The organism is Bradyrhizobium aeschynomenes (assembly GCF_013178945.1).
Lineage (GTDB): Bacteria > Pseudomonadota > Alphaproteobacteria > Rhizobiales > Xanthobacteraceae > Bradyrhizobium > Bradyrhizobium aeschynomenes.
In genome coordinates, this window is sequence record NZ_JABFDM010000006.1 from 383,708 (window position 1) to 396,265 (window position 12,558).

The following is a 12,558-nucleotide window of genomic DNA, read 5'->3' on the forward strand; positions in this document are numbered from 1 at the left end:
ACTCTGGTATCCGGAGTCGTGCGGGGGGTTGCTCCCTCGCTAGGCGCTCGTAGCTCAGCTGGATAGAGCATCGGATTTCGATTCCGAGGGTCGGGAGTTCGAATCTCTCCGAGCGCGCCAGGCCCGTCTTCGCCCCCCTTCACCCGCCATCGCTGATCATCACCGAAGCCCACGATAACACCTTGTGAGATCGTGGTTTTTCGCCCTTTCGGTGACTGCAGCGTGCCACCGGCGATCGTCGGCGAGCTCCGCCAGACCGTCCATTTGGCCATCCCTCGATCTGAGTTAGAATCCCCCTCGCCTGAAACGCTGCATTTTTCAGCGAGGGACAGGAGTTCGAATCTCCCATGCAGCTTCTAACTCAAAAGCCCGAGATCACCGCCAAGAACTATCTCTCCGTCGGGCCCGGTGAATACCCGTGCGGCAACAACCTCTACCTGATCGTCACCCCAAGTGGCGGCCGCCGCTGGGCGTTCCGCTATCAGCGCAACGGCATCGTCAAGAAGATGGGTTTTGGTTCGGCCAAGGAAACCGGCCTGAAGCTCTCCGAGGCCAGGGACAAGGCGATTGACGCTCTGCGGCTGCTAGCAAAGGGGACCGATCCGAGAGAGCACCGTCACGTCGAGAAACGCCGCACCCAGGGATCGCGCCAATTCGGCGAATTCGCCGAGGAATGGCGGCGAACCTACGAGACCGGCATGAGGCACAAGGCCGCAAGAGCAAAGCTGAAGCGCATCGTGCAGGTCATCTGCCGCCCGCTCCACAAGCACTGGGTCCACGAGATCGAAACTGCCCATGTCGTCAACGTACTCATGCCGATATGGCAGCAGCCAGAGACCTCCCGCTCCGCTCGCCAGATCATCAAGAAAATTCTCGACGCAGCGATCGCCCACAACCTGCGACCGAAAGACAACCCTGCTGATTGGGCCAGCCGATTGCAACCGATCATGCCCAGGCAACGGCGGCGTGGCACGATACGGGGCGGCCACAAGGCGATGGACTACCAGGACCTGCCGGCGTTCATGCACAAGCTCAGCGCCATCTCGACGCAAAGCGCGCGGGCGCTCGAGGTCATCATCCTGACCTTGGGACGAACCGCCGAAGTTCAGAACATGCGCTGGGCGCAACTCGATCTCGATAACGGAATCTGGGATCTTGGCTTTCTCGGCACCAAAAACGAGCGGTTGAAGCGCACGCCGTTGCCCCGGCAGACGCTGACCTATTTGCGCGAGGCTTACGACAGCCGCGTGAATGACGAATTCGTGTTTCCCGGCCGCAGTCTGAAGAGACCGATGAGCAACATGACCATGCTCAAATATCTCAAGGAGCTCACCGGAGACGACTCCCTGACCGTGCACGGCTTCCGCACGACGTTTCGAACCTGGGCGCAGGAGCAGACCCACTTCGAGGAGGAAATCGTCGAGCATTGCCTGCACCACATCACGGGCGATGATGCCGAAAAGGCCTATAAGCGCGGCGAGGCCCTGAAGAAGCGACTGCATGTGATGCAGACATTCGCGGATTTCGCAACGCAACCACCAAGGAGCAATGTGACCCCGATGAAGGTCGCCTGAAGGCTCAAGCTATCCCCCTGCACCGACGAGGATGTCACCGCTCGGGCTGCTTGGTCGCGTCGGGCAGGCTTTCCAAGAAGGAGGCCAGATCTGCGCGCGTGATGATCGTCCGCGTGCCATACTTTCGGATTCGAAGCCGCCCTTCTTTGATGGCCTTGTAAAGGGACGTTTGGCCCAGCGAAGACAGTAGCGCAGCCTCAGGAACGGTGAGGCTGAGCTTGTCCGCAGCGTTTCGAAGCATCGGTTCGCGCTTTGGCATCCAGGGGTGTTCTCGCTTGATTTGATGGCCGCGACGACATCGAAGGCACGCGGATCCGACGGATGAAGGCTCAGCGAATGCTTGGCAACATCCGAAATCCCTTAGGCGGAGTTTCGGACGCGATGTCGTACAATTGGGATAGTTGAGAACCCTGACTGCACTGAACTGCCAACGAAGCGCGGATGCCGAGACCAGCCAAGAGCGCGGCCGTAGTGCCAACGTCGTATGGCGACTGTTGCCCCCCTTTGCTGCGCCCTCAGATCCACAGCTCTCAAAATCCTTCCGGACGTCTTGGAGTGCCTCAAAGGAGATCGGCGCGGTAGAGGCCGATCCGTTCGCTTCAGTCTCCTGCGCCCGCTCTGGGCCTTGCAGCCCACGTTCACGAGCAGGCGGAGATCAGGACGATACACGGCATAGCTATCGGTTCGGCCCCCTGGACCGCCCCGCCCGCTCCCCCCAGCGGTTTGGAGCTTCGTCACGTCACACTTCACCCAGCACAATCTGGGCGCTGCGACAGCCCTATCGCTTACCTGCCTTTCGGTCGACCGCCACCCAGCAAATGTCGATATCGGGTCCGGAGCTCCATGATCGCAAACCGGTCGAGCTCACCCCGCCGGTAGCGTTGACGCAACTCGTCCCGTGCTGGGTCCGGAAGCGCCGCGATCAATTCCCAACCTTCAGCAACGTCGTTGAAGAGCGCGACAATCCCTAGATCAAGGCGAGCGTCATCCTGGAGATCGGCCATCCCATCATGCGTCACGCCGACGACATTGGGCCGACCATCAAGAACGCGGGATCCGAGCAGATCAGGTCTGTTTTTATATAGTTCTTTATAGGCAGGTCCCTCAGGGCCCTGCGGTGAGTCTTTATACGCAGGTCCCTTTTGGACCCGCGGAGCCGCAGGTCCCTTTCGACCCCGCGGACGCGCCGACTTGTTCACAGGCGCCGGCACGTCACAGACGACGTAATCAATCTCACCGAACCGATGTCCGTCGACAATTCGTTGCGCTTCGCGAGTGACGTAGCCGGCGGCGATCAACTCTCGGAAAATGCGCTGCAGCTTCTTGCGGCCGACCAGGAGGGTTCGTCCGATATGATCGAGGCGGACGTGCCATTTGTGGGGTCGCGACAGCAGATAGCCCAGGACGCCCTTCGCCTCGACGGAAAGGCGGGAATCCGCGAAGACCGCGTTCGGGACGATGGTGAACTGCGCCCTGTGCTCGCGACGGACAATGGTCACCGGCGGGTGACCATCCAGGCGAGAACATGCAGATCGGCGCGAGCTTTAGCCGGCCGACGGCACCCTACCTCGACGAAACGGCGTACGAAGCTCACGAGAGGATACGCCCCGTTCAGGAGCTTGCCGGACCTCGCATTGGTCGGAGCGCGCAACTCACTCGGGCAACGGCCGCACGGCAACATATGTCGATTGTGCCACAGCGACACCGGACTCGCATATCGCCGAGTCTTCGCTGTGCTACGCCGCCATGCGATCGACAGGTCGCGGAGATCTAGGCAACGCGAGCGGCGTCAACCACGATGAGCGTCGCCAGTGCGGGGCTCGTCGTAGGAGGCAAGCTTCCGCCCAAACCGGCCGCCCGTCCTCAGCCGATTGTCCCTCAGAGAGGCCCGGCTCCCCTACTCTTCCAGGCCTTCTCCCAACCGATCAGTGCCGATTGTGATGTGATAGGACAGACTCCAGGCCGCGTTCTGTATCGGTAGAGCTCACAATGCGGGGCTCGCCGCCCTCGGCAGCCTGCGCAGCCTTGACAAGGCGCTTGATCTGCCGTGCCGTACCGGCCAGGGCACGTCCCTGGATCTCGCGAAGGTCCTCGTCAGTCGCCGCGATGACGTCATCGCTGAGCGCCTGGAGCAGGCGCGCGAGTTCGAGACGGGGGTTCCAGCGTGTCATGGCGTGCTCCAATTTCGTTGGTGGCGGAGCAGCGCGCGCCGCATTCGCCGCCTCGCAGTATCGTAATCGATATCCGAGATGCCATACGCCCGGCAGATGTCCCTGGCCGTGAGGCCGTTGGCCAGCCCGTCGATGATCTGCAACACGACCCGATCTCCTGCAAAAAGCCGGAACACCTCAGCGAGCCCTGCGACCGCCAGCGCCACGCGTTCGGGATCGGCCAATTCGTCGACGGGATCGCTCGATACGCCGTGCTGGCCGGGATCGTCGCGGCTGACCAGTAGCCGTTGCTCGCTGCGAACTCGCCGCCAATAATCGTCGCAGAGGCTGCGCATGACGCCGGACAAGAAAGCCAGGATCGGCACGCCCAGCGGCCAGACCCGCGATCCGTCGAGCACGCGGAGGATGGCCTCATGCAGCACGTCGGTCCAGCCGATCCCTCCGGGCAGCCCGCGGCTCCACAATTGCGCCAGGGCTTTCAGCCGCACCAGATCAGTCTCAGACAAGGCCTCGATCGCCGCCGCTGCATCGGCGACGGTGCGACCGGCGTTCGAACCAACTCCAGGGGTGCCAATCGATCGTTCCATGACCTCTATTATGCGGTCCAGCAGATACGTTGCGACAGCCTCGGAAAAAGCTTTTGGCCGTGTCCGCGCTACCGATCCGAGATCCGCATCCTTTGCATGCTGAGAGGAGAGATCATGGATCAGATCGCAAATGCACGCCGCTGGTATGCCGAGGACCTACGCTGCAAGACGCCAGTCCTACGCAACCCGCACATCATCGAAGCCTTCGGCGCCGTCCCGCGAGAGGCGTTCGTCGGCCCAGGACCTTGGTCGATCATACCATACCCCTACCGGGAGCCCTTCATCACCCCGGACGACGATCCGCGTTGGCTCTATCACGACGTCCTGGTCTCAATCGACCCGAGCCGGAAGCTCAACAATGGGATGCCGAGCTTTTGGGCCCGCAACTTCGAGCAGCTCGATATCGGACGGGGTGAGCGCGTGCTGCAGATCGGAGCGGGCAGCGGTTACTATTCAGCCGTGCTCGCCGAAATCGTCGGGCCCTCCGGGCGGGTGACGGCGATTGAAGTCGACCCGGTCCTCGCCGCTCGAGCCGAGACCAACCTGCAGGGCTTGCCGCAGGTCCAGGTGATCTCGGGCGACGGCCGAAACGTCGATACCGACGCGAGCCAATACGACCTCGTGATCGTGTTCGCAGGCTGCACTCATCCCGCTCCGCAATGGCTGGACGGCCTCGCCGACAACGGTCGGCTGCTGCTCCCGCTGACCAGCGAGGATTGGTCCGGCTTCCTGCTGCGCGTGGTCCGCCGCGGTGCCTCCTTCGAGGCCTCGTCGATCGGAGGGGTCAGCATCTATCCCTGCACAAACGGCCGCGATGAGGACGGCAGCCGCAGGCTGAAGGGCGCCCCCGCGAACTCGCCGATGATGAATGTTCCGATCCAAGCTCTTCACCGCGGCATTCCATTATCCGGCGAGTCCGAGCGGGTCTGGTATCAGGCATCCGGCTTCTGGCTGGAGCGACAAGGATCAGAGGTCGATGCCACCACCCATCAGCCTGAAGACGGCAACAACAACACCGCCTGACGCGCGATCCGAGGCATGGGCTAGGACGGCTCTCGCGCCTGCCCCGGGTGGAATGCGTCAGCACAGACTCTCAGGCCCGACGGCCGCGATAGGGCTTCATCCGCCGGCGCAGACCGCGTAGCGGATTCTGCCCTTGGCGCGGAATGATCCGAGTCTTTCGCTAGGGTTCGCTACAGCACGATCAGTGCCGAAATGATCTTTGACTTTGCTGGCAAAAAGCTCAATGGCGGCACGCCCTCCGACCGACCGGCACGGTTGAACACAAGCCATGTCAATGGCTTGGCGTTCATCCGGCGAGCTTCTTTTATCTTGCCGCTTTAATCGGTCGGATGTTCTGCGTCTCTGCCACGATCTTCTTCGTCGTTTTCGCCATCTGTGCTCTCCGTCTTCATCGTCAAAAACACGTCTGCAGCGCGCTTCGATCTGCAGCTCTTTGACAGCGAGGAGTCCCAGTGCGCCGTGCAGCTTTCCGCGCTCAGCGACGGCGTGGCGCCGCTGCACGATGGCAGCAGCATAGCCGTCGCGGCGCAATTTTCCATCGGTCTGACGGAGCCACGTCACAGGCAATTTGACGCGATCGCATCGCTCCGGGGAGCGGTTCGTCGCAGGCAAGATAGCGTGCGTTCCGTCGTCTCTGATCTGCACCGGTCCTCTTCCGCAGTCGCGGAGCTCCATCAATTCGTGCGTCGTCCTCAACGCATGTTCGTTGCAGTCTGGCTGCTGCGCTTGCTCATGCGAGCGCTCCCAGCAGCCTGCGATCCTTGCGCACGGCGTGCGCAGCGACATCGGCGGCGCTGGCGGTCGGATCGCCGCAATAGAACGTGCCGTCGATCCACATCGCGTGCATGATCACTGCAAGCTTGCGCGCCACCGCCACCACCGCCTTGCGATGCCCGGCGCGCCTTTCGATCGTCTGTCCCCAGGTCTTGACCTTGTCCTTGCGCTTGAAGCGCGTCAGCAGCGCACTTGCCGCCTCATAGAGCGCGCGCCGTACGTCGGCGTCGCCCGCCTTGCTGATCCGCCCCTGCACATCGATCGAGGAGCCCGACTGCCAGCGTCGCGACGTCAGCCCAAAATACGCCGCCACATCGCGCGAGCGCTTGAAGCGCGACGGATCGTCGATCGCGGTCATGAAGCTCAACGCGGCGATCGGGCCGACGCCCGGGATCTGCATGAACCGCCGGCACAGCTCATGCCCGGCGACCAGCTTCACCACCAGCTTGTGCAGCCGGCAGTACTCTTTTCACAGCGCGGCGCGCGCATTCAGCATGGCGTCGATCAGCTCGGCTACCAGCGCATCGCCGGCCACCGCGTCGCGCACGGCTTGCGCAAAGGCGCCGCGGCCGACGCGGCTCAGCCGGATGCCGAACGCCTTCAGCGAGTGCCGCACCGCGTTCTCGAGGTCCAGAAACTTGCGCTTCAGATTGCGCCGCTGGGTCAACAGCAGCCGCAACCGGTAGCACGGCTCGCTCTTGATGTGCGCCTTGCGGAACCAGCCGGTCCGCATGATGTGCGCGATGCCGAGCGCGTCCGTCTTGTCGGTCTTGTTGCGCTGCGCCTTCAGCGCCGCGCGCACATGCTGGGTCTCCAGGCAGATCGCCGGCAGGCCGAGCCGGAGCAGTTCGCCATGCAGCCAGGGCGACAGCGCGCCGGCCTCGTGGCCGACCCGTCGCAGGCGGCCGAGATACGGCAACAGCGCCGCCTTGATGGTTTCCGGATCGGTCGCCACCGTCACCTCGACCATCACCTGGCCCTTGTCGTCGACCACGCAGATCGCGGTCTCGTCCATGCCAATGTCCAGTCCAGTGAAGAATTCCATCGCCCGCCTCCCGCGTTGCTGAAGCCGCGCATTCTGCGCGGACAGCGACGCTGCGTCAGCCGGACTCCGCTGGTCAGACCGATTACGGGCGGCAATTCGACCTCCCCCTGGTAACCGTCCGGTCCCTGCACACCTTCCCCCTCGTGTGTTGTCGTTCCATTTCGGGCTCTCTGCTGCTGTGGAGAATCTCCGGTGGGATCCAAACATTTCGAGAACAGAGCGCGCCGCGAATGGTGGTCGCTGCACATTGAAGCGTGGCGTCGGAGCGGTCTCGGGATCCGCAAGTACTGCCAACAACAACGCCTGACCGAGAACACTCTGCGGCGTTGGCTGAAGCGGCTGGCCGGCAACGAGACTGGGCTTAAGCTCGAGAAATATCAGACGGAATTGCGCCGCGAGCGCGCCCAGGAAGAGCGGGAAACGGCGCTCCGAAAGCAGAAGCAGCGCAGGTTCACGGTCACCTCGGATCTGCGCAATCGGGCCTCGCAGGCGTTCTGGGCGATGCATGTCGAGGCGCTGAACTGGAGCGGAATGGAGCTCTGCGCCTACGCCGCGGCGATGCAGTTGTCGCCGTATTCGCTGCGCAAATGGCGTGACCGACTGGCCGCCGGCGAGGTGACGATCGACTGGCGCGCTCATCTTCATCCCTCCGCCCGTCCGCCCGTTAGCGCTAGGAACTCACAGCCCGCACGCCGCTTGACAGCCGCCGAAATCGGCGAACCTGCGGCGCCGCCGGCACCGGTTCGGCGCTTCTTCAGCGACGAGGAAACGCTCGCGATCGCCAAGGAAACCGAGCTACCAGGCGCCAAGGTCTCTGCCGTCGCGCGAAAGCACGGCATCGTCACCGGGCTGCTGTTCCGCTGGCACGCGCAGTTCGGCATCGCACAAAAGAAGCGCTCCAAGCTCGCCCGTGTCGTGCTGCCTGACGACCTGCCCGCCGCACGTGCCCTGCGCGATCTCGTGCGTCCACCAAAGGGCATGATGGCCGTCGACCTCCATGATGGACGGCGCGTCTTCGCCCCCGCCGACAGCGATCCGGATGCCGTGCGACCACAGATTGAGAGCAAAGAGGCCGCCGCACGATGATGTTCGTTCCTGCAGGCGTGAAAGTTCACTTGGCGCTCGGCTACACCGACATGGCAAAGACACGCTGAAGAAGGATCCGTTCTCCGGTGCTCTGTTTGCCTTTCGAAGCAAAAAGGCATCGATCCTGAAGGTCCTGTTCTGGGACGGAAACGGGCTTTGTCTGTTCACCAAACGCATCGACCAGGGCGGCTTCGTGTGGCCCGCGATGGCGGGTTACGATGGCTCGATCACTCTCACACCGGCTCAGCTCGCGATGCTGATCGAGGGGATCGGTTGGCGCGCGCCAGAGCGGGTCTGGAAGCCTGCCATTGCAGGATGATCTGCAAAAACAGGTGCTGAACTGAGTTGTGTTTTTCCTACGAATTAGCGTGGTCGAGTACCATCGGACATGCAGCTCGTTCTCACCAATCTCCCGTCCGATCCTCCGCTTCTGCAGCGCCTGTGCGCCACATTGCTGTTACGATCGAGCATCGTGACACCGAGATCGAGCGGCTCAACTCCATCATCAAACGGCTGCAGAGATTGCAGCAGCTCCGAACGTATGGACCCTGACCAGTTTGCACTTGGGCTCGAGGATCTCGACAGCGACATGGACCGCTGTAGAAGGCGCAATCAAAGGTGAATTTGGGAGCCCGATCTCCGCAGCTATACCGAGCGCTATCCAATCATCAAGACATCAGGGCGGCAACTGCTGTGTGACCAAGGTCGGCCAGCGTCCGGACGTCGAGCGACACACCCTCAAGCGCACAGTTCCGCTCCGGCCTGTGTGTCCCGCGTGTCAGCATAGCTAGGTCCGCTCTTGCTCGCTGAAAGCCCACTCCGATTCTGACAATCGAATTCGGCATCAAATTACCGATCCGTTCTGATCGCTTTGAACGATGGTCGGCATAAATCTTCGTAGCGACCTCACGAATGGGCTTTCAACCCGGCGTAGAACTACGTAAGATCTCCAACCATTGAATACCTATGTCTTGAAGTCGGTTCGCTACCGGGCGCATATTTCGGTTCGTTTGGGGGATAGGGTCGTGAGGGACGCCAACGTCTATCTGCGTCGCGTTGCCCTGGCCGGTTTGATTGAGGCAAGACCCCAGGGAGTGGCAGTTCTCGACACGTGGGATCAGGTTTCAGCAGTAGCTCGCAGGCTGGGACTTGAGGATGCGCTGCACGTGTTTGCCAGACCGTCGGCGACCCGTGACAACGGCGTCAACCAAGGCGAAATCGTCTGGTACAGCGCATACGCTGGCGCGATCAGTTCGCTAGGGACGGTCCCCGCCCTCCGGCGGGATTCCGTTCTGGCCGAGTTGACCCGGGGCCTGATGACGCTGAACCCCTTACTGAAGGACGAGCGCGTCGGCGCGTTTTTTTCGGCTTGGCTGAATCTGCCCTCGCTTGAAGACGACATCCTGGTCGTGGGTGATCAGGTGGTGATCACCAATTGGGGACTGTTGCCCGAAGCTGTCGCGGACTCGCGCGATCAACGCGGGGCGCACTTTGCTGCGGGCATTGGACGGCTGCTTTCTCCAGGCATTGCCGTACCGTCGTTTGAGCCCGACGAAATGCGAGCAGCGGTTTTGGCCGCGCCTGACACGGCCCTCGCCGGTCCTGGGACGAAGATTGCAGGCGAACCGCTACGGGAAACTCCTGCAGCAGGCGCCGCGGCCGCGCCGCTTGCGCAGACAGTGGTCGTTGGCCAATCCTACCGGCCATGGATACCAGTCGCGATTGCGACGGCGATTGCAGCTGCTCTGCTCCTGATACTCTCGATTCCCGGCGTGTTGATCTATCCGTCACTGGGCGACACAGCTACGCGCACGCCACTGGACCCCGAACTGGCAGCTCAAACGCGCAGCACGCTCGAATCCAAGGTGCGAGATCTCCAGGGCATGTTGCGTGAGGGTGTCTGCACGCCCGCGGAGCCGCGCGGCAACTTGCCTTCCAGACAGGGCAACGTGATGTCCCCCCAATCGCCGCCCACAGCAACTCCCGGGTCGGAAGACGACCGATCGCGGAGCGACCTTCCCAAAGGGTCCGGCACTGCCGGCTCCGTCGCCGCAACCGCGGACCAGGCGCCAGGTGGGACGGCATCAGCCACACCACTGCTTCCGCCCTTGCCCGGCAGCTTGCGCGGCCCGAGTGCACCGGATGGGCAGCCGTCCACGCTCGTGGAGCATCTTGATCGGGTGACGACGCTGGTGATTGCGCCATCGGCTGGTGGAACGGGCGCCGCGGTCGGCACCGGCTTCTTCGTCAACGACCGCCACGTCGTCACCAATCGCCATGTCGTCGAAGGCTCCGACGGATCGCGGATCGCCGTGGTCAACAAGGCTCGGGGCGCTGTGACGGGGCGCGTCGTCGGCCAGACCCGTTCGTCCGATGTGGGCGGCCAGGATTTTGCGGTGATCGAAGTGCCTGTCGATGCGAACCGGCCCGCCATTTCTCTGAGCTCGAGAGTCGCCCGCGGCGACACAGTCATCGCAGCAGGTTTCCCGGGCTTCGTGATGAGCACGGATGACAAATACCAGCGCTTGATGGACGGCGATCTCAGCGCGGTTCCTGATCCCGCCATCACTCAGGGCTGGGTGACAGCCTTGCAAGCGGGTCAGAATGGCCAGGGTCTCCTCGTGCATGGCGCCACGATATCATCGGGCAACAGCGGCGGCCCGCTGGTGGATCTGTGCGGACGTCTAGTCGGCGTCAATACGTTCGGGACGATCGACAGCGGGAACGCACTGCGGCTGAATTTCTCCTTGCAGGCGCTAGGATTGAAGGGCTTCCTCAACGAGAAACGGATCGCGTTCAAGAACGACGATGCGCCCTGCGATCCGGCACGCATCCAGAACGCAGCCGCTGCACAGGGAACCAATTCAGAGAACAACGCTTCACAAGCGCCCCCGCCCAGCCAGGCAAATCGGCAGCCGACGCAAAGCCAGCAGAAGTGATAGGGCGCTGTGAGTAACGAAACCACGCGCATCGCCTCGACCAACCTCCTGGGTCTTGTGCCCCTGGGCAGCCGAGGCGACCGTGGACATGGCAGACTATTCGATTCCCTGTCTGCCAGATTCGGCGTCAGACATGCCGCCCTGCTAGCCGATCCAGAACCGCTCGCCGACGGCTCCGCCGTCGACTGGTACGTGCCTGGACACGTCAAGGCAACGCCATTTGCCGATCTCCCAGCGCCGGATGCAGCAAAATTCGAGCAAGAGCTCACGAGGCTGACGAATGACATTCGCGCGTTTGCGAAGGAACTCGATCAGCCGAAACGCGGAGGACCGGATCGCTCTCTGGCCGAAGCATTGCGCAATGCGCTGCAAATACCCGGACCCGAATACATCTACGCGGTCGGCGACCAGCCTGTTCTGGTCGCCTGGGCCTATCACAAACAGGAGGCGTTGCCGTTCGATGTCGGCCTCGTGCGCATCGCCGACGTGGCGCCAAAGCAGCCGTTCAAACCAGCCGCTTTGCCGCCGCCCATTGCTGACTCCATCAGACCTGTGCCTCCTTCCCTTTCTGTCGTCCCGGCATCTGCACGACAGTCGGAGACGCGGATGTCGCCAGCGGTCATGGCGGCGCGACGGCCTTTCCCGTGGCATTGGCTGCTGTGGCTACTCTTTGCTCTACTGGTCGCTGCAATCCTCGCAATCTTGTTGCGGGCATGCGCGATCAACCTCGTTCGCACCTGGTATCCGGGACTTGCCTGGTGCGGCCGTGTATCGTCAATCGTCCAGGAAGACGCCGGCCAGATATCCGACCTGCAGCGCCTGATCGACAATCTTCAGCTGCAACTGGGGCGACGCATCGCCGAATGCCCCGCGGGACGGCTGCAGTTGCCCGCGTCGCAATCTGCGCAACCGCCGAGCACAAGCGACATTGAAAAGCGCGTCGAGGACAACAAGGGCGTCAAGGGCGAGTTGAACATCTCGCTTGGCTGGCCCGGAACGGCAGACCTCGATCTGTACGTGGCTTGCGCGGACAACAAGGCCGTCTACTTCAAGGAGAAATCGAACTGCGGCGGCAACCTGCAGATCGACATGAACCACGAGAGCCGCTCGACTCAGCCGGTCGAAGACGTCGTCTTCCCATCGATCTCCGATATTCCGGCCGGCATGCTGAAAGTCGGCGTCGGATGGTATGCCGACCAGGGCGAGCAACGGACAACTCTGCCCGCGACAATCATCGTCCGCCGCAGCGGACAAATCATTGCGCAGAAGCGCATCGACGTCCAACGCCCTTCCCGTACGCCCGGCGAGCCCAATTTCTATCTCGAAATCCCGGTTCCAAGGTAATCGGCAGGAAAGGCG

Annotated in this window: 11 protein-coding genes, 1 tRNA gene and 1 pseudogene; 7 read left to right on the top strand and 6 right to left on the bottom strand. The window is 62.5% G+C overall.

Features of this window, described 5'->3' with window-relative positions; translation table 11 throughout:
- The first annotated feature begins 43 nt into the window (after positions 1-43).
- A tRNA-Arg gene (locus HL666_RS19895) sits at positions 44-120 on the top strand.
- Between the two features lie 227 nt (positions 121-347).
- Entirely contained in the window at positions 348-1,574 is a 1,227-nt protein-coding gene (locus HL666_RS19900; protein ID WP_172183117.1) for a tyrosine-type recombinase/integrase, read from the top strand.
- 34 nt (positions 1,575-1,608) lie between these two features.
- On the opposite strand, the gene HL666_RS19905 is transcribed toward HL666_RS19900, so the two are convergent.
- From HL666_RS19905 to HL666_RS19920, 4 genes are all read right to left on the bottom strand, one after another.
- Positions 1,609-1,833 (bottom strand): helix-turn-helix domain-containing protein, encoded by a 225-nt coding sequence (locus HL666_RS19905; RefSeq protein WP_246741576.1) that lies wholly within the window; start codon positions 1,831-1,833, stop codon positions 1,609-1,611.
- A gap of 526 nt (positions 1,834-2,359) precedes the next feature.
- Positions 2,360-3,073 (bottom strand): helix-turn-helix domain-containing protein, encoded by a 714-nt coding sequence (locus tag HL666_RS19910; protein WP_172183119.1) that lies wholly within the window; start codon positions 3,071-3,073, stop codon positions 2,360-2,362.
- A 426-nt stretch (positions 3,074-3,499) separates the two neighbouring features.
- Positions 3,500-3,745, bottom strand: coding sequence for a hypothetical protein (locus HL666_RS19915; protein ID WP_172183121.1), 246 nt, complete (start codon positions 3,743-3,745; stop codon positions 3,500-3,502).
- A complete protein-coding gene (locus HL666_RS19920; RefSeq protein ID WP_311976010.1) occupies positions 3,742-4,233 on the bottom strand; it encodes an RNA polymerase sigma factor in 492 nt (163 codons plus the stop codon). The genes HL666_RS19915 and HL666_RS19920 overlap by 4 nt, the downstream gene beginning before the upstream one ends.
- Positions 4,234-4,446: 213 nt before the next feature.
- On the opposite strand from HL666_RS19920, the gene HL666_RS19925 reads away from it, so the two are divergent.
- Complete coding sequence (locus tag HL666_RS19925) at positions 4,447-5,355, top strand: protein-L-isoaspartate O-methyltransferase family protein (protein WP_172183123.1); 909 nt, start codon at positions 4,447-4,449, stop codon at positions 5,353-5,355.
- A 96-nt stretch (positions 5,356-5,451) separates the two neighbouring features.
- On the opposite strand, the gene HL666_RS19930 is transcribed toward HL666_RS19925, so the two are convergent.
- Together HL666_RS19930 and HL666_RS19935 are read right to left on the bottom strand one after the other, a co-directional pair.
- Entirely contained in the window at positions 5,452-6,000 is a 549-nt protein-coding gene (locus HL666_RS19930; protein WP_172183125.1) for a hypothetical protein, read from the bottom strand.
- An 85-nt stretch (positions 6,001-6,085) separates the two neighbouring features.
- A pseudogene (locus HL666_RS19935) lies at positions 6,086-7,174 on the bottom strand (IS110 family RNA-guided transposase).
- Between the two features lie 192 nt (positions 7,175-7,366).
- Here HL666_RS19935 and tnpA point away from each other — a divergent pair.
- The 4 genes from tnpA (at position 7,367) to HL666_RS19955 (ending at position 12,543) form a co-directional block, all read left to right on the top strand.
- A complete protein-coding gene (gene tnpA / locus HL666_RS34605; RefSeq protein WP_172183127.1) occupies positions 7,367-8,260 on the top strand; it encodes an IS66 family insertion sequence element accessory protein TnpA in 894 nt (297 codons plus the stop codon).
- The gene (gene tnpB / locus HL666_RS19945) at positions 8,232-8,579 is read left to right on the top strand and encodes an IS66 family insertion sequence element accessory protein TnpB (protein WP_376698602.1); all 348 of its coding nucleotides are present in this window, start codon (positions 8,232-8,234) and stop codon (positions 8,577-8,579) included. The genes tnpA and tnpB overlap by 29 nt, the downstream gene beginning before the upstream one ends.
- Positions 8,580-9,216: 637 nt before the next feature.
- Positions 9,217-11,199: a trypsin-like peptidase domain-containing protein gene (locus tag HL666_RS19950; protein ID WP_172183129.1), complete on the top strand. Its 1,983-nt coding sequence runs from the start codon at positions 9,217-9,219 to the stop codon at positions 11,197-11,199.
- Between the two features lie 9 nt (positions 11,200-11,208).
- Complete coding sequence (locus HL666_RS19955; RefSeq protein WP_172183131.1) at positions 11,209-12,543, top strand: hypothetical protein; 1,335 nt, start codon at positions 11,209-11,211, stop codon at positions 12,541-12,543.
- Positions 12,544-12,558 lie beyond the last annotated feature (15 nt).

Coding starts and splice junctions, on each gene's coding strand:
- HL666_RS19905 (WP_246741576.1), bottom strand. CDS start 1,833: ATGCCAAAGCGCGAACCGATGCTTCGAAACGCTGCGGACAAGCTCAGC.
- HL666_RS19915 (WP_172183121.1), bottom strand. CDS start 3,745: ATGACACGCTGGAACCCCCGTCTCGAACTCGCGCGCCTGCTCCAGGCG.
- HL666_RS19900 (WP_172183117.1), top strand. CDS start 348: ATGCAGCTTCTAACTCAAAAGCCCGAGATCACCGCCAAGAACTATCTC.
- HL666_RS19925 (WP_172183123.1), top strand. CDS start 4,447: ATGGATCAGATCGCAAATGCACGCCGCTGGTATGCCGAGGACCTACGC.